Source organism: Planococcus soli (assembly GCF_016881065.1).
GTDB classification, from domain to species: domain Bacteria; phylum Bacillota; class Bacilli; order Bacillales_A; family Planococcaceae; genus Planococcus; species Planococcus soli.
On record NZ_WXYN01000011.1, the window covers coordinates 21185 to 39246 of the forward strand.

At 45.9% G+C, this 18062-nt stretch carries 15 protein-coding genes; 11 read left to right on the forward strand and 4 right to left on the reverse strand.

Annotated elements, in window-relative coordinates:
* Window positions 1–80: 80 nt before the first annotated feature.
* Both GJB59_RS04620 and GJB59_RS04625 read left to right on the forward strand, forming a co-directional pair.
* Complete coding sequence (locus tag GJB59_RS04620) at window positions 81–1196, forward strand: GAF domain-containing sensor histidine kinase (protein WP_142828705.1); 1116 nt, start codon at window positions 81–83, stop codon at window positions 1194–1196.
* A gap of 15 nt (window positions 1197–1211) precedes the next feature.
* Window positions 1212–1853, forward strand: coding sequence for a response regulator (locus GJB59_RS04625; protein WP_142828707.1), 642 nt, complete (start codon window positions 1212–1214; stop codon window positions 1851–1853).
* 34 nt (window positions 1854–1887) lie between these two features.
* Here GJB59_RS04625 and rsgA read toward each other — a convergent pair whose 3' ends face one another.
* A complete protein-coding gene (rsgA, locus tag GJB59_RS04630) occupies window positions 1888–2943 on the reverse strand; it encodes a ribosome small subunit-dependent GTPase A (protein ID WP_142828709.1) in 1056 nt (351 codons plus the stop codon).
* 337 nt (window positions 2944–3280) lie between these two features.
* On the opposite strand from rsgA, the gene GJB59_RS04635 reads away from it, so the two are divergent.
* From GJB59_RS04635 to GJB59_RS04650, 4 genes are all read left to right on the forward strand, one after another.
* Window positions 3281–4348: a phosphotransferase family protein gene (locus tag GJB59_RS04635; RefSeq protein ID WP_142828711.1), complete on the forward strand. Its 1068-nt coding sequence runs from the start codon at window positions 3281–3283 to the stop codon at window positions 4346–4348.
* An 81-nt stretch (window positions 4349–4429) separates the two neighbouring features.
* Window positions 4430–5617, forward strand: coding sequence for a cytochrome P450 family protein (locus tag GJB59_RS04640; RefSeq protein ID WP_142828713.1), 1188 nt, complete (start codon window positions 4430–4432; stop codon window positions 5615–5617).
* Between the two features lie 102 nt (window positions 5618–5719).
* Window positions 5720–7012 carry a DUF2254 domain-containing protein gene (locus tag GJB59_RS04645; RefSeq protein WP_142828716.1) on the forward strand — a complete coding sequence of 431 codons (1293 nt, stop codon included), beginning with the start codon at window positions 5720–5722 and terminating at the stop codon, window positions 7010–7012.
* A gap of 47 nt (window positions 7013–7059) precedes the next feature.
* On the forward strand, window positions 7060–8115 hold the full coding sequence (locus tag GJB59_RS04650) for a mechanosensitive ion channel family protein (RefSeq protein WP_142828718.1): 1056 nt from the start codon (window positions 7060–7062) through the stop codon (window positions 8113–8115).
* A gap of 53 nt (window positions 8116–8168) precedes the next feature.
* On the opposite strand, the gene GJB59_RS04655 is transcribed toward GJB59_RS04650, so the two are convergent.
* Window positions 8169–9065 (reverse strand): cation diffusion facilitator family transporter, encoded by an 897-nt coding sequence (locus tag GJB59_RS04655; protein WP_142828720.1) that lies wholly within the window; start codon window positions 9063–9065, stop codon window positions 8169–8171.
* Between the two features lie 323 nt (window positions 9066–9388).
* Between GJB59_RS04655 and chrA the strand changes: the two genes are divergently transcribed.
* The 3 genes from chrA to GJB59_RS04670 are packed head-to-tail and all read left to right on the forward strand — an operon-like array spanning window position 9389 to window position 12458.
* The gene (gene chrA / locus GJB59_RS04660) at window positions 9389–10561 is read left to right on the forward strand and encodes a chromate efflux transporter (RefSeq protein ID WP_142828722.1); all 1173 of its coding nucleotides are present in this window, start codon (window positions 9389–9391) and stop codon (window positions 10559–10561) included.
* 19 nt (window positions 10562–10580) lie between these two features.
* Window positions 10581–11834: a kynureninase gene (kynU, locus tag GJB59_RS04665; RefSeq protein WP_142828724.1), complete on the forward strand. Its 1254-nt coding sequence runs from the start codon at window positions 10581–10583 to the stop codon at window positions 11832–11834.
* Window positions 11835–12458, forward strand: coding sequence for a cyclase family protein (locus tag GJB59_RS04670; RefSeq protein ID WP_244946840.1), 624 nt, complete (start codon window positions 11835–11837; stop codon window positions 12456–12458). It abuts the gene before it with no gap.
* A gap of 500 nt (window positions 12459–12958) precedes the next feature.
* Here the strand turns inward: GJB59_RS04670 and GJB59_RS04675 are convergent, their stop codons facing one another.
* Together GJB59_RS04675 and GJB59_RS04680 are read right to left on the reverse strand one after the other, a co-directional pair.
* Window positions 12959–13402, reverse strand: a complete 444-nt coding sequence (locus GJB59_RS04675) for an arsenate-mycothiol transferase ArsC (RefSeq protein WP_142828726.1) — start codon at window positions 13400–13402, stop codon at window positions 12959–12961.
* Window positions 13403–13571: 169 nt separating this feature from the next.
* Window positions 13572–14090, reverse strand: coding sequence for a universal stress protein (locus tag GJB59_RS04680; RefSeq protein ID WP_142828728.1), 519 nt, complete (start codon window positions 14088–14090; stop codon window positions 13572–13574).
* A 477-nt stretch (window positions 14091–14567) separates the two neighbouring features.
* On the opposite strand from GJB59_RS04680, the gene GJB59_RS04685 reads away from it, so the two are divergent.
* Both GJB59_RS04685 and GJB59_RS04690 read left to right on the forward strand, forming a co-directional pair.
* The gene (locus tag GJB59_RS04685) at window positions 14568–16304 is read left to right on the forward strand and encodes an ABC transporter ATP-binding protein (protein WP_142828730.1); all 1737 of its coding nucleotides are present in this window, start codon (window positions 14568–14570) and stop codon (window positions 16302–16304) included.
* A gap of 2 nt (window positions 16305–16306) precedes the next feature.
* A complete protein-coding gene (locus tag GJB59_RS04690; protein WP_142828732.1) occupies window positions 16307–18061 on the forward strand; it encodes an ABC transporter ATP-binding protein in 1755 nt (584 codons plus the stop codon).
* Window position 18062 lies beyond the last annotated feature (1 nt).

The window sequence follows — 18062 nt, forward strand, 5'->3', positions numbered from 1 at the left end:
GCTTTTCTCGTACAAAAGTACGAGGGAGGATTTTTTTGAAAACGTGTATGGTTAAATCAGTACGAATGAGGTGAGCATTTATGGCGGTCGGAGAACCTTCCAATATCACGTTACTGAAAGAAATAGCCGAACTGCTTAATGAGGAAACGGACATGGTGCGCATGTTGGAAGGCGCCATCCGAAAGTTATTGAGCGGTTCTACTTTTGAAACAGCCTGGATTTTTTTTATTGATGAAAAGGGCAAGCATCAATTGGTGGCACAGGCGAATTTGCCGGCATCTTTGGAAGGCAATAATTGCCGGCATCTGCAAAAAGGCGGCTGCTGGTGCGTCAAGCGCTATCATGATGGCGATCTGGAAAAAGCATCCAATATTATTGCATGTCAACGAATTGAAAATGCCATGCCGGCAAAATCACGTGAACCCGGCAGCATTACACATCATGCTACGGTTCCGCTGCAGTCAGGCAAGGAGAAGTTCGGCCTGTTGAATATTGCTGCACCGGATACTGTCGGTTTTTCTGCAGACGAATTGGCTCTTTTGGAATCGGTCGCTTTTCAAATTGGTTCTGCAATCAAGCGGATTGGCTTGACCAAACAGGAACAGGAGTTGGCTCTTGTAAAGGAGCGCAACCGGTTAGCCCGCGATCTGCATGATTCGGTCAATCAATTGCTGTTTTCGGTGACCTTGACTGCCCGTGGAGGGGTGGAAATGTCCCAAGACCCATCGGTGCAGGAAACGTTTCGCGATATCCAGCACCTGACACAGGAAGCGTTGAATGAAATGCGGGCGTTAATTTGGCAACTGCGGCCAAAAGGACTTGAAAGCGGACTGCTTGATGCCATCAAAGGCTATGGTGAAATGCTCGGATTGACAGTCGAAACTAAAATGACCGGTGTTATCCAGTTGCCGTCACGCATTGAAGAGACCTTGTTTCGGATTGCCCAGGAATCATTGAACAATGTCCGGAAACACGCGGGGGTCAATAAAGTTGAGTTGTATTTGTCGGTTACCGCAACAGATGTTTTATTGGTGCTGAGGGATGAAGGCCGGGGATTTGTTTTTGACCACGGTGTCAATCTGCCATCTATCGGCATCCATAGTATACGCGACCGCGCTGAAACAGAAGGCGGCACAGCTGATTGGTCGAGTGAAATTGGCAAGGGAACGGAAATCCTGGTGCGGATTCCGTATTAATAGGGAGTGAAAATCATGGTGAAAGTATTGATAGCCGATGACCATCATGTGGTGCGGCGAGGCTTGCTGTTCTTTTTAAAAACACAAAAAGATATTGAAGTGGTTGGCGAAGCAGTAAATGGCAAAGAAGCCGTAGAAATGGCTGCTGTGCTTCAGCCGGATATTGTGTTGATGGATTTGATGATGCCGGTCATGGACGGCATCCAGGCCACCCGATTGATCAAGGAGAAATTTCCGGATATGATTGTGCTGATGCTTACCAGTTTTTCAGATCAGGACCATGTAGTTCCGGCAATTGAAGCGGGAGCTGCTGGCTACCAATTGAAAGATATTGAACCTGATGAATTAGTGGCATCGCTGCGCAGTTTGATGCGCGGTGAAAACACACTTCACCCGAAAGCTTCGTCCGAGCTTATGAAAGCTCCAGCCGAACCTGCACCGCATACGATCAATCAGTTGACTCCGCGAGAACAGGAAGTGCTGGCTGAATTGACGAAGGGCAAAAGCAACCGGGAAATTGCGTCTGCATTGTTTGTCACTGAAAAAACGGTGAAGACCCATATTTCCAATATTTTCATCAAGCTGGTTGTTCAGGACCGGACGCAGGCGGCGCTTTACGCTGTCAAACACGGACTGACAGAGCCGGAAAGAAGATAAAAGAGTGCAACGGAATTTTCCGTCGCACTCTTTTTTACCGTTTTTTAACTGGACGTTTCCGGTAGTCTTTGGTCAATTGCTTCCATTTATTGCGTTCTGCTTTTTGCGCTGCCACATCACTTTTCCGTTCCATATGGGCGAGCTCGCGCTTCAGCTTCAGGTAGCTCTGGTAACGTCCGGCATCCAGCTCGCCGCTTTGAAGGGCTTTCTGTATGCGGCACCCGGGCTCGTCATTATGAGCGCAGTCACGGAATCGGCAGGCAAGTGCCAACTCTTCCACATCGCTGAAGCCTGCTTCCACACCTTCGGAATAATCCCCAAGCTGAAATTCACGCATGCCGGGAGTATCAATCATCAATCCGCCGGCGGGCAGTAGAATCATTTCGCGGTGTGTAGTCGTGTGGCGGCCTTTGCTGTCATCTTCACGGATATCCTGGACCAGCATCCGTTCGCTGCCGGACAGAGCGTTGATCAACGATGATTTTCCAACTCCGGAAGAACCAAGCAAGGCGCCAGTCTTTGAACCGGATAGCTGATGCTGCAGTTCTTCTATTCCTTCGCCGGTAACTGCCGACACTGCGTATACCGGAACCCCGAATGCCACGCTCTCGACTTCCCGCAAGTACGGTTCGATGTCCGGGCATTGGTCTTTCTTCGTCAACACGATTACAGGATTCGATCCCGAATCCCAGGCAGCTAATAAATAACGCTCCAGGCGCCGGACGTTGAAATCATGATTTAACGACATCGCCAAAAAGACATAATCTACATTGACGGCGATCAATTGGATATCGGAAGTTTCACCTGCCGTTTTTCTGGAAAACTGGGAAGTGCGGGGCAGCACCTGATGGATGATGCCTTTTTCTTCACCCGGCATTTGTTCGGCCATAACCCAGTCACCGACGCATGGAAAATCGGTGTGGTTGTGCTGGTGCCTGTATTTGCCGGACAGGGAGCAAAGCCATTCTCCATTGTTCGTGACGACGCGGTATAGATTTTTATGCTCTAAAGTGACGCGTCCAGGAATTCCCGGTGCGTTTATTTTTTCCTGCCAGCTGCTGTTCCAGCCATACTGTTCTATCTTAGTCAATGTTGTTTCCTCCTAATTATGCAAAATAAAAAACCACGGATGCGCGCAATTCGCAGTCCGTGGTCTCCGGGCATAATGGAAGAAGCGTATCGTCAGCGATACACAGAAGGAGACACTATAGACTGGAATTGCGTATTCAAAAATAAAATAGCCATAATGCCTCACCTCTTTCTTCAAGTTACATTAACGATAAATGAAATCTCCTTTCCGGTCAAGAAAAATTTTGGAATATTGGAAAAGAGGCTTCTTGCATTAAATGGATGATAGCGCTAACATAAAGTGACTATTCCGATTATTCCAGTCAGCTAAACTTATTAGAAACAAAAGAGGTGAAGAAATGGTAGAGCAAAAAGGCATGATCATTACCGTAAGATCAGGAGAAGAGCTCGACAAGGATAAACTTGAACAATTTCTGCGCAAAAACATCAAAGACTTGCCTCAAGGGGAGCTTCGTATACACCAGTTTGGCACGGGGCATTCCAATTTAACATACGCTCTGCAAATCGGAAGTTGGGAAGCGGTACTGAGACGGCCGCCGCTTGGTCCCGTCGCACCTAAAGCACATGATATGGAACGGGAATTCAAGATCCTGTCTGCGCTCTATCCCATTTTTAAGACGGCGCCAAAGCCTTTGGTCTATTCAGATGACGCATCCATTATCGGCAGCCCCTTTTTTATTATGGAAAGAAGGCATGGTATCGTGTTGGACAGTGAGTTTCCAGAGGTAATTGAAGCAACCGAACAAGTGGGACGGAAGATTTCAGAGAAAATGGTCGACACTTTGGTTGAACTTCATTCGCTGGATTACAGACAAACCGCTTTGGCTGATATGGCAAAGCCAGAAGGTTTTATGCAGCGGCAAGTCGAGGGGTGGATCGGCCGTTATGAACGTGCGCAAACAGATAAGATTGAAGGCATAGACCAGCTTACGGGCTGGATGCTTGCGAACATACCCGTCTCGCAGGCACCTGCGATAATCCATTATGACTTTAAGCTGAACAATGCAATGTTCTCGGAGGATTTTTCGGAAATAACGGGATTGTTTGACTGGGAAATGACGACAGTCGGAGATCCGCTCGCAGACTTGGGCGCTGCCATGAGCTATTGGATTCAGGCGGAAGACCCGGATTTATTGAAAAGTGGGCTTGGGAAAGCACCCGTAACGGTGTTGAAAGGATTCTATAGCCGTGAAGAGTTTATCGCGAGCTACGGCGAAAAAAGTGGGCGTGACGTCTCGGATATGAACTTTTATTTGACGTTTGCGTATTTTAAGCTGGCGGTCATCATCCAGCAGATTTACTATCGGTATAAAAAGGGGCAGACACAAGATCCCCGGTTTGCGCATTTTAATCAATTCGTCAAAAGTTTGATGGCCCATGCGTTAGCGACTGCTTCCAAAAAGTAAGGATATAGGAGAATTTGGTAAATTTGAACGAGGTGACGCTATTGCGCGCAGGGTATAGAAGAGGGAAAAGGAGGAATGAAAATGACTTCAAATGGTACAGGCTTGTTTACAGAGCAATTTACACAGAATCCCTACCCAACATACAGCAAAATGCGGGAAGAAGATCCGATACACGCAGTACGTTTTCCGGATGGCCAGAGCGGCTGGATGGTGACGCGTTATGAAGATGCAGAAAAAGTGCTGAAAGATCCACGGTTTACGAAAGATCTTTCAAAAATTTACGGAGGCAGTATGGATCAGATGAGCGTCTTTACACAAAACATGCTGTTCTCAGATCCACCGGACCATAAACGGCTGCGAGGCCTTGCCCAGAAAGCTTTTACGCCTAAAATGATTTTGGGTATGCGCGAGCGGATACAGGAAATAACGGATGAGCTATTGGCGGCAATGGAAGGCAAGAAACAGATTGACTTGATTGATGAATTTGCTTTTCCATTGCCGATTATCGTCATTTGCGAAATTCTGGGTGTACCTTCAGCAGATCGTGATAAATTCAGGCTGTGGTCGAACTCGATGATCGAAGGCACCAGTGGGGAGTTGGGAGTCACTGTCCAACAGCACATGAATGAATTTGTCCAATACCTAGGCCAGTGGTTTGCCAAAGTCCGCGAGCAGCCTGGAGACGACTTGATCAGCAAATTGATCCAGGCAGAGGAAGAAGGCGACCGCTTGAGCGAAAGAGAGCTGTATGGAGTGGTTACGCTATTGATCATCGCCGGCCATGAAACAACGGTAAACTTAATCGGCAATACGGTTTTGTCCCTGTTGGAAAACCCAGAGCAGCGAAAGCTGTTAATGGAGAAACCGGAACTCGTTAATCAGGCAATCGAAGAGTCCTTGCGCTTTAACGGACCGGTGGAATTCAGCACGTCACGATGGGCAGCCGAAAATTTTGAATTTCAAAGAAAAGCGTTGAAAAAAGGCGATCTGGTCGTTGCTTCGCTAAATTCGGCCAATCGTGATCCTGAAAAATTTGCTGATCCCGAACTGTTCGATATCCAGCGTGAAAAAAGTCCTCATCTGGCATTTGGAAAAGGCATCCATATGTGCCTGGGTGCACCTCTTGCACGCCTGGAAGGCGAAGTTGCCATTGTCAGCCTTCTCAATCGTTTTCCGGAGATGGGCCTGGCTGTCAAGAGCAGCGATCTGGAATGGCGGCCGGGCATGATTGTCCGGGGCGTCAAAGAGTTGCCCTTGAAACTAAAATAAAGACGCAACAAAGGCTGGATAGTATCCAGCTTTTTTGTTTGTCCAAAACCTATCAAGGGAAAGGGAAGAGAAAGGTACATACCTGTAGAAAGGGGAATGAAGATGAAGTCACTCTCATTTTGGCTGAAAGAAAAACTGTGGCTTACTCCCGCCCTGTATATCGTGATGGCAGTCCTCCTGTCGATCACTTTTTTTTACGTCGACCTGTTGTATATTGAAAGGTTGAAACCTTACATCCCATCAGTTCTTTTGACAAATGTTGATTTAGCTAAAACCATTATGGGGAGCTTATCCGGTGCTCTGTTAACGATGACGACTTTTACTTTCTCAACAATTTTGGTTGTCCTGACTATGTATTCCTCTCAATTTTCTCCACGAACATTGAAGAACTTCATTCACGATAAGACCACTTGGCGAGTTTTGGGGATTTTTCTCAGTGGCTTTATCTACAACACCTTGTCGCTGTTGTTCATGAGAGATGATTTGTATACCACCGATGTCATTTCTACATTTGTCGGTATCGTTCTAGCCTTTTTCTGCTTATCCACTTTTGCGTATTTTATCCACTATATCGCGACCAACGTACAAGTAGGTCAACTGATTAATGACTTGATAACAGATGCGGAGCGGGCGATTTCCAAAATCGAAAAACTGCAAGAAGACGAAGAGAGCGAAGAAGCGAAATGGAACCCAGTAGGGATAAAAGAAACGCACCGGGCTGAAAAAGAAGGGTATGTTCAATATCTCTCCTTCGGCAAGCTTGTGGATTACGCAGAAGAACAGCAACTTAAAGTTGAGGTTCTTGTTAAAACCGGCGACTATATTTACGAAGGCAAGCCGATTTTCTATATTTTCAAGGTCAGTGATGCGGAACTGTCTGTCGATAAATTTTATTCGCTTGGTACATCCAGGACTTCAGAACAGGATCTCGACTTTGCCATTCAAAAATTGGTGGAAGTGGCGCTGCGTGCCATATCTCCGGGAATCAACGATCCGAATACAGCCAATGAAATAATTACAAGGCTGGGAAGACTGCTTGGCCAAGTAGGCCAGTTGAGAACCGGGCCGTTCTTGCTGGGCAAGGAGCAGGTCCTGTATCGCTTTCCTGCATATAAAAATATCTTATATAAAACTTATTATCAGTTGTCTCATTATGGTAAAGAGGATATTTCGGTATTAATTTCCATCATAGAATCTTTGAAAGTAGCTGCTGAAATTGCACCCGATCAGAATCACCAAGAGCTTTGGGAAACTCATAGCTATGTTTTGGAAAGTGTGGATACTGAAGGTTTGAAATCATTCGATTACGAAGTGCTTCAGGAGAAAGTCGACCAGTTGGCGGAAGCCACTGGCCAACATTCCTATAATTTACTTCTGGCAGAGAAAAACTGCTGAAAAGTTTTTTGTAGGGTTAATGCACTGAGCAGTTAAGGAGGCCAATGATGCAGAATAATCAGCTGTTTGAAGGGATCACTTTTTTAAAGGACTTATCTATAAGGGAATTTTTTATGTTCTTTATCTACTTGGCTTTAATCCTAGTAGCGAAATCCCTAAGCTTATATTTTTTGAAAAAGTTGGTTTCTTCCAATGATTTCAAAGAACGCATTTATCCGGTAATTGAGGATGTACTAAACTGGCTGGTGCTTTATGGGGGAATTCTTTTCTTTCTTTTCTATTTTTCCAAAGAGCAATGGCTGACTTTGGCTTTTTATGAAACAGAAGGGGTAGAGATTTCCATCTTGCTGATTGTTGTTGCCGTGATGATTGTCACGTTTGCGAGCCGTGTTGTCAAAGCGTTTAACCATTATGTTATGCCATTTGTTTATGAACAATTTAATGTGGACATCGGAATGGGCTACACAATCAATCGGCTGTTGTATTATGTCGTAATGTTTTTAGCTTTGGCACTCAGTTTCACGACAGTCGGACTGGATCTGACAGCACTTGGCTTTGTTTTCAGTGTTTTAGGAATCGGTATAGGGTTTGGTGTCCGCAACATCGCCGCTAATTTTGTCTCAGGAATTATCATTTTATTTGAGCGGCCGATGGAAGTCGGAGAAATGGTGGAAATCGATAAAAAAATCGGTAGGATTACAAAAATTAAACTCAGGTCGACTGTGATAGAGACATTAAAAGAAGGGACCCTTGTCGTTCCAAATCAGTATTTTATCGAGCAGATTGTCAAGAATCGTTCTAGCGCACAATTGTATGCAAGAGTAATAGTAAGTGTAGATTATGGCAATGATACAGAGAAAATAGAACAGCTTCTGACAGAAGCAGCTTTGGAGGCCATGAAAAAGATAAAAGGAACTCCCGAAAAAGAGCCGGATGTTCGATTTATTGAGTTTCGGAATTCAGCGCTGGATTTTCAGGTAGAGGTGCAGGTGTTCGATGTCGAGATGAAAGGCAGGCTTGAAAGCCAGATTCGCCATGCCATTGCACATGACTTTATCCAAAATGATGTAAAGTTAGCTCAAGGATTGCGTGATATACAATAAAAAGTCCACGGCTTTGATCCGCCATGGACTTTTTATTTGATTTTTTAACTTTCTTATCCGTTTTCTTCATTGTCCTGGACATACGCATAATCCGGTTCAATATGGACCAGAATAACGCAATGAGGTTTTACTTTCTGAATCTTCCTTTCAATCTCTTCTGTGATCCAATGGCTTTCCACGACATTCAAGTAAGGGCCGACGCTGACCGTTAAATCGATGAACATGACGTTGCCGTGATTGCGTCCTTTAAAGTCCCGCAACGCGATGACGCCAGGGACTCTGCGTACCAAGACAGACAAGGTTTCAACTTCATCTTCATCAAAGCCGTCTGTTAGCGTGATGACGGATTCTTTGAATATATCAAGCGCGGTTTTGATGATGATCAGGCCGACAATAAAGGCTGTAACAATATCCAAAATCGGGGCACCGAAGATTGCGCCAATGATACCGATTCCAGCACCGATACTGACCAGAGCATCAGAGCGATTGTCATAGGCTGCGGCACGTACAGCAGAGCTTCTGATTTCCTTGCTGAGTTTCAAGTTATAGCGATACACCGCGTACATGACGATTGCCGAGAAAAAAGCGACCCAGGCTGTGACCAATGATGGCGCTTCAGCAGCCGGTTCGAAAATCGAACGGATCGCATTGGTCAGAACTTGCAGGCCGATGACCGCCATGATGAAAGAAGCCAAGAGCGAAGCGATAGTCTCGGCCCGCAGATGGCCGTAGTGATGGTTTTCATCCGGCGGCTTCTGGGAAATTCTCAGGCCGACCAAAACCGCTATAGAGGCAATGATGTCTGTCAAGTTGTTGAAACCATCCGCTTTCAAGGCTTCAGAAGAACCCCAAAAACCGAAAAAGAGCTTAATGGCGCTGAGAAATACGTAAGCACCAATGCTGATCCAGGCACCTTTTTCCCCTTTGCGTAAGTTTGTATACAGGTCCATAAAGTTTCCCGCCTCCAAGTCGCTGAAACAAAGTGAAACGACCCTCAAAGGAGGGCCGTTTCACTATCTTTATTTTGTATTTTAGTTAATAGAATATATAGTTGGGAGCTCATATATGAATGGCGAAGTTCTAGATTGGATGAGTAAAATGGACAGATGCCGTCAAACCGTCTTTTAATAGTATCGATGTCTTCTGGAGTTATGTCAATACCAAAAAGCTTCCATTACAGAGCCATTCATAAATTTTACATAAATTTAATGTTGAAACATATAAGCAAACAGTTATGCTTATAGATAGAATTTTAATTTTAAAGGAGAGAGCTATGACTAAGAAAAGGAACAACTATGCAGAAATTTTAAAGGCTTCGACTAAATTAGGGCTGACTTCATTTGGAGGGCCTGCTGCGCACATCGGTTATTTTAGAGATGAATACGTTACCAAAAGGAAATGGCTGGACGACAAAGCCTATGCAGATTTAGTAGCGCTTTGCCAGTTTCTTCCCGGACCTGCAAGTTCACAGGTGGGAATTTCCATTGGCATGCTGCGAGGCGGGATCTTCGGCGGATTTTTGTCCTGGTTCGGATTCACGATGCCTTCAGTCATCCTGCTTTTGCTATTTGCACTCATTGTCACCAATGGTTCGTTCGACAGCGGATGGATCCAGGGGCTGAAAATTGTCGCCGTCGCTGTTGTAGCGCATGCTTTACTGGGGATGGGTAAAAGTTTGGCACCGGACCGGCAGCGAATCGCGATTGCGGTAGGAGCGGCTATCATCATTTTGCTGATACCGACAACCTGGGCGCAAATCGGCGTCATTGTTTTGGCAGGCATACTTGGCTATGCTATTTACCGAAACGACAAAGCACCTGATCCGGTCAAACTGGTATTGAGCTTTGGAAAAAAGACTGGCTTGGCCGCTTGGGCTATTTTTGCCACATTGCTGATCGGCTTGCCATTGATCCGGCCGTTTATTGAATCCACTTCTTTCGCTATTTTCGATATTTTTTATCGTGTTGGTTCGATTGTTTTTGGTGGCGGCCATGTTGTGCTGCCTATGCTCGAGCGGGAAGTGGTGCCGGAATGGATGGCGCCTGATACGTTCATCGCGGGCTATGGAGCGGCTCAGGCCGTGCCAGGACCACTCTTTACACTGGCCAGTTATTTGGGTCAATTGATGAATGGCGGGTGGGGAGTGGTGATTGCTGTAATTGCCATGTTCTTGCCATCGTTCCTGTTGATCATTGGCACTTTGCCTTTCTGGAGCATCATACGTACGAAGTCTGGTGTCCAGGCAGCATTGAAAGGCGTCAATGCCAGCGTGGTCGGGATATTGCTGGCAGCCTTGTATGATCCTGTCTTCACTTCAGGAATCCGTGGACCTGTTGATTTTGCAATTGCGATAACCGCCTTCACAATGTTAGTCTATTTTAAACTGGCTCCGTGGATTGTCGTGCTGATTACGGCAGTTCTCGGTGCGATCGCTTATGCGATGTAATGGCTGAAGGAGGATGGAAATGGTAACAAGCAAAGAAAGAGATCAGCAGGATCCGTTAGCGGAATTTAAACAGGAGTTTTTTGTAGAAAAAGATACGGTATATATGGACGGCAACTCACTTGGGCTAATGTCGAGACGGGCAGAAGCAAAGCTGCAGGCTTTAATGGACAGCTGGAAGACATTTGGCATTGATGGATGGACTGAAGGAGAGCATCCTTGGTTTACTTTAGCGGAAACGATGAGCGCACGCGTTGCACCTTTAGTCGGCGCTAGAGCACACGAAGTAATGGTGACAGGATCGATTACATCGAATATCCATCAAATGCTGTCAACGGTGTTTCAGCCGACAAAAGAACGTTATGCAATCGTCGTGGACAACTTGAATTTCCCTTCCGACATCTATGCGGTGGAAAGTCATCTTCGTCTGCGGGGATTAGACCCGGCTGAGGCGATGCGAAAAGTCGGAAGCAAAGACGGCTATACGCTGTTGCTGGATGATATCATCGAACAGTTAGAGGATGATGTAGCTGTTTTGCTGCTGCCATCTGTGCTTTACCGGAGCGGCCAATTATTGCCGATTCGTGAAATTACACAAGCAGCCCATCAAAAAGGAATTCTCGTCGGCTTTGATCTGGCGCATTCAATTGGTGCCATGCCGCATGAATTACATGATGCGGGAGTGGATTTTGCTGTCTGGTGCCATTATAAATATATGAACTCGGGACCTGGGGGGACGGGCGGACTTTACTTGCATGAGCGCCATCACCAGCTGCTGCCGGGCAATGCCGGTTGGTTCGGTTCGGACAAGAATCGCCAATTTGATATGGACCACGAATTTTCGAAAGCGCAGGGTGCAGGTGCATACCAAATTGGGACGCCGCATATTTTCAGCATGGCTCCACTATTGGGGAGTCTGGAATTGTTTGAAGAAGCGGGGATTCAAGCGGTTCGCCAAAAGTCGCTCGAGCTGACAAGTCTACTGAGACAATTGGTCGGACAGAAGATTCCTGAATTGGTTGACGTAACACCTATTAATGACGAGGCTAGAGGCGGCCACATCGCTTTTTCTCATCCAGAGGCTGCACGGATCTGCAAAGCATTAAAAGAAGCAAAAATCGTTCCGGATTTTCGTGCACCGAACATCATTCGGCTGGCGCCTATCGCATTTTACACATCGTTCAGTGATGTGGAGCAAGTGGCAGAAAAACTGCAGAGCATCATGAAAAACGAAACCTACAAAAACTTCAGCAATGAACGAAATGTGGTGGCTTGAGTGGAATCCAAAAAAATTATCGATATTTCCATGGAATTGAGCAATGGAACACCGGAATGGCCGGGAGATATGCCGTTCAGCTATGAACTGTCTGTCACCAAAGAGCAAAGCGGTTCAGTCAATGTTGGAAAACTGCAGTCGAGCACCCACATCGGCACGCATGTTGATGCACCTTTTCATTACGATGACCAGGGGATCAGAATAGATGAGCTACCTTTGGACATCTATTTGTCGAAAGCGCAGGTTGTGGACGTCAGTGGGCTGAGCACAATTAGTGCAACAGATTTGAAGCCGCTGGAAGAAGGGGTTACAGCTTTATTGCTGAAAACCGTATCCTGGAAAGACAGAAGCCATTTCCCTGAAACATGGCCGGTGTTTGATGAGTCGATCGCGGAATGGATGGCTGACAATGAAGTTAAACTCCTCGGAGTCGATGTGCCGTCGGTTGATCCTGAAACCAGCAAAGAATTGCCGATGCACCAAGCGATGAACCGGTATCAGCGATTTATTCTGGAAGGCATCGTATTGGATGATGTGGCAGAAGGGGTTTACCGGTTAGCAGCATTGCCGTTAAAGATAAAAGGCGCAGAAGGCAGCCCAGTACGCGCAATCCTTTATACTTAGAAAAGCGGAAGCGCCCATGTAGCTCTGACGGGCATAAGACAGACCAGCGGAGTGGCGTCTTTTGCCGCAGAGCTGGGTTGGCTTATGACCCAAAGAGCTGGGCGCTGGAGTCTAGACAATAAGAAATGCGAAAGCAGCCGGTTAGCCCCGACAAGCGCTGGAAGCCTTACCGATAATGGCGGTCTTTGCCATTGTTGGTAAGGGTGAAGCGACTCGAGGGGCTGGCTGCTGGAGTCTAGACAATAAGAAAAGTGGAAGCGCCCATGTAGCTCTGACGGACATAAGACAGACCAGCGGAGTGGCGTCTTTTGCCGCAGAGCTGGGTTGGCTTATGACCCAAAGAGCTGGGCACTGGAGTCTGGACAATAAGAAAAGCGAAAGCGCCTGTGTGTGCCCTAACACCTGGTATTGAAGAGTCCACACTTTAAATTCAGGGCTCCTATACATTAGAATTCCTTTACACGCAAATAAAACCTTCACCGATAATTCAGGTGAAGGTTTTATACGTAATCAGCACGGAAATAAGATTCCATGTTTTTTATATTCATTGCGATCTCATCGCAAATTTCTTGATAAAGTGCCCATTGTTCTACGCTGTCGGTGCTACGAAGCTCGGGATTGCGGATGTCCCAGCGCAACAGCTTCTGGCTGGGCAAGTTGGTTGGAATGTCTCCTTGTTCAAGGTCGCCGTCGTGCAAAGCGATAATCAAATCAGCCTCACTCACTTCTTCAGGGTCGTAAGTTCGTGCTTCAACTTGAGGCAAGTCCAATATCACTTCTTTCATTACTTCCAAAGGCATTTCATTGGATGAAGAACGTGAATCCTGTGTCCAGGCAGCGCTGCGAATTTCCCAATCAGGAAGCATGAGCCGATTAGCCCAAATTTCAGCCATTAAACCACGATGCTGGTGGGAAGATAAAAAGTAAACTGTATGTCTTGGCATGGGTGATCCCTTCTTCCTGTTGGTCAACATGTATTTTTTCTACTAGTAATCTTTACCCATCCTTTAGGAAAATAAACTACTAAATTTGTGATGAAATTGTGATAATTCTTCATTTTGAAGTTTAAAATCCGGTCTGCTGGAAAAAGTAATTTGTCAGCAGACCGGATTTTTATTTGACTACCAATATCGAACTTGAAGAGTCTTTGATCAGCTTTTTGCTGACCGATCCGACAAAAAACTTCTGCAACCCTGATTTTCCGCTATTGCCGATCACCAGTAAATCGATATTCTGTTCCTCGATAAAAGCGGAAATCGTTTTAGCAGCATTCCCTTCAAGAGCGAGGACAGAAGCTTTGGTATTGTGTGCATCCAGCTGCTGCTGAATAGAAGTATGCATATGCTTTGAATATTCGACTGTATTGTCGTCATATTCCTTTGGAGGGCTGAAACCCTCGTCGCCGATTCCAGGAGGCATAAACTGGGCATAATTGCTGTCAACATTGGCAGAAATGACAGGTGCTGAAGCATTTCCTGGATCCATATAGCCAATGCTTTCCCGAGATTCCTCATTGACATAGATTACTGAAAGTTTGGCATCTGGCAATGCTTTGACAAGTTCGACTGCTTTTTCAAGCGCAAACCGGCTTCCGTCAGATCCGTCATACGCAACTGCGATGTTTTTATACATTTTCTCCACCCCTGTCTAATTCTCTTAGTTCTAAAATACCCTTGAGCCTTAGAATGAAACATTTGCTAGCTTCCTAGAAAAGAAAGTATTTTCGAAAAATCTTGACAATTCAAAAAAGACTTTGGTACTCTTGAATTAACAAATAAAAGGAAATGGAGGTTTTGATAATGAAAAAGTTTAAAAGCGTTAAAAAAATCAATTTCATAACATTATCAGAACCTCCGGTATTTTTTTTCTGACCTTATTTCGGAAATAGAAATATTCAGGACGGGTCTGTAAAATTGTCCTGTTTTCATGAGCGCGCGCCCATAAACGAGGCATGCGCTTTTTTTTGTGGTTTGATCAGTTTCAAAGCTGTTTAAATAAAATCAACGAGGAGCTGTTGAAGATGAAAATACTTCATAAAGGGAAAATCATGATCAAGGAATCGTTAGAAGGCGATTAGCGGAGTTGGAAAAAAGAAAGAAGGCGTAAACAATGTTTGATGTATTGTGGAAATTAAAATGGTTTTTTAAAGAAAATTGGCTCCGTTATACCACAGCTATTGTTCTGCTGTTTTTTGCAAATATTTTAGAAATCATTCCACCTTGGCTGATCGGCATAGCGATCGATTCCATTGCACAGGGAGAATTGACTGCAGAATTGATGTGGCAGTATATCGGAGTGTTGGCGGCAGCCATGGTGCTGGCCTATTTGATCAATTTTGTTTGGCAATATCAATTATTCGGAGGGGCATATGTTATTGAACGCCAGCTTCGATCCAGCCTCATGGGGCATTTTCTGAAAATGACCCCGACTTTTTACGAGAAAAATCGGACAGGCGACCTGATGGCACGTGCGACCAATGACTTGAAGGCAATTTCTGAAACAGCGGGCTTCGGCATTTTGACACTGGTGGATTCCACTTTGTATATGGGAACCATTATTGTCGCCATGGGTGTGCTGGTTTCATGGGAATTGACATTCCTTGCAATGATTCCACTGCCAATCCTGGCGATTGTAGTCCAAATGCTAGGGAAGAAAATTCACACCCGTTATATGGAGGCGCAGGAAGCGTTCGGCGATATGAACGACAGTGTGCTGGAGTCGGTCGGAGGTGTGCGCGTTATTCGGGCATATGTTCAGGAACGCGCATCGGAGCAGCAATTTGCCGATATGACAGACGATGTTTATGAAAAAAACATGGCAGTAGAGCGGATTGACGCTTTGTTTGCGCCAGTGACCAAAGTACTGACATCCATCAGCTACATGGTGGGTCTTGGCTACGGAGCATTTTTGGTGGCGGAAGGAACGATGACGCTGGGGGACTTGGTGGCGTTCAACGTTTATCTTGGTATGATCGTCTGGCCGATGTTTGCAATCGGCGAACTGATCAATATTCTTCAGCGGGGTAATGCATCCTTGGATCGGGTTAATGAAACACTGGATTATCCAGAAGATGTGACCGATCCCAAAGATCCTGTTAAAACGGAGCGTCCGGAACAGATTGGCTTCAAGGATTTCAGCTTTACGTATCCACAGTCAAGTTCCATCAATCTTCAAGGCATCAATCTTTCGATGAACAGTGGACAAACACTGGGTGTTGTCGGCAAGACCGGCAGCGGGAAAACGACTTTCGTCAAGCAATTGATGAGAGAGTACCCGACCGGACAAGGATCTATACTAATGAACGGCATCGAATTGAAGAAATTGACGAAAGACCAATTGCGCAGCTGGATCGGCTATGTGCCGCAGGATCATGTCTTGTTTTCGCGGACCATCCGGGAAAACATACTGTTTGGAAAATCGGACGCCAGCGAGAGAGAACTGATCGAAGCGCTTCGCCTGTCTTATTTTGAAAAAGATTTGGCGCTATTGCCAAGCGGACTGGACACATTGGTCGGTGAAAAAGGAGTAGCCTTGTCCGGCGGCCAGAAACAGCGTATTTCGATTGCTAGGGCATTGATCAAAAACCCGGAAATTCTGATATTGGACGATTCCTTGTCGGCCGTCGATGCGAAAACGGAATCGCGGATCATTGAAAACATCCAGGCAGAGCGTTCGGGCAAGACAACCATCATCACTACGCACCGCCTTTCTGCGGTAAAGCATGCAGATTGGATCGTAGTGCTTGATGATGGAAAAATTATAGAAGAAGGAACTCATGGTGATTTGCTGAAAACAAAAGGCTGGTATAACGAACAATTCCTCCAGCAGCAAATCGAGGAGGTGTAGACATGGGGACAGGAAAACGATTAGTACAATATGCAATGAATTTTAAGGGCGTTTTGATATCCGGTTTGGTGATGCTGGCCATCGCAGTGGCTGCCGATCTGGCAGCACCGCTCATTGCCAAAGAAATCATCGACAACCATATAGCAGTATCAGGCGCTACAGTAGACTTTGAGCCGATCGCTTATTTATTGGCTTTGTTCTTCGTGCTTGCCATCGTGACAGCGATTTTCCGCTACTGGCAATCCATTCTTTTGCAAAAAGGAGCCAACCGGATTATCCGGAAGATGCGCAATGATGTTTATGAGCATACACAAACTTTGCCAATCCGCTATTTCGATAACTTGCCGGCAGGAAAAGTGGTGTCGCGCATTACCAATGATACGGAAGCAATAAGGGATTTGTTTGTGACGGTGCTGTCTCAATTTGCAACGAGCTTTATGTATATGGGCGGAATTTATATTGCGCTGTTTTATCTTGACTGGAAAATGGCAGCCATGACATTGGTGCTGATTCCGCTGCTGTATATTTGGATGCTGATATACCGCAAATATGCAGCCCGCTACAATCACGTAGTGCGGGAGAAAGTCAGTGAAATGAACGCCATGATCAATGAGTCGATCCAGGGCATGACCATTATTCAGGCATTCCGCCGGGAACGCAAGATGAAAGACGAATTCGAGGAAATGAATGATGAGCATTACAAGTACCAAAAGAAATTATTGGTGCTTGAAGGAGCAGCTTCGTATAACTTGGTAGGAGTGCTGCGGTCCATGACCTTTATCCTGTTTGTTTGGTATTTCGGGGGGGCTTCCATGTCGGGCAGCACGCTCGTCACAGTCGGGGTGCTGTATGCGTTTATCGATTACATCATCCGGCTGTTCAATCCGATCAGCGGAATAGTCAATCAGTTTGGCCGACTGGAGCAGGCATTGGTCGCCGCTGAACGGGTATTCCGATTGTTGGATCAAAATGGAGAACCGGTTGTCGATAAAAAACTTGTCCGCTATCAAGGAAATGTCCGTTTTGAAAACGTTTGGTTTGCCTATAAGGAACAGGAATATGTCCTGAAGGATCTTTCTTTTGAAGCAAGGCAAGGCGAGACAGTAGCATTGGTCGGCCATACCGGCTCCGGCAAAAGTTCCATCATGAACCTGCTGTTCCGATTTTATGACGTCTCTAAAGGTGCCATCACGATCGACGGCGTCAATGTCAATGACATGCCGAGGCAATCGGTTAGGCAGCACATGGGCATTGTTCTGCAGGACCCTTACCTGTTCAGCGGAACAATCGAATCGAATGTGACGCTCGGCGATGAACGGATCTCCAGGGAAATGGTCATTGATGCGTTGGCAGCGGTTGGAGGCGAGAGGGTATTGGCCCATTTGCCAAAAGGAATCGATGAGCCAGTGGTTGAAAAAGGCAGTACGCTTTCTTCCGGACAGCGGCAATTGGTGTCCTTTGCCCGTGCGTTGGCGTTCGATCCAGCGATATTGATATTGGATGAAGCAACCTCCAATATTGATACAGAGACAGAAGAAATTATCCAGCACGCCATGGACGTATTGAAAAAAGGCAGAACGACGTTCATCATTGCCCATCGGCTGTCGACAATCAAAAATGCCGATCGCATATTGGTACTGGAAAAAGGAGAAATTGCAGAAGCAGGCTCTCATGAAGAATTAATGAAGCTTGGCGGCACCTATTTCCAGATGTATAAAATTCAATCAGGAATGTCCCAAACCCAATCTGTTGGGTAAG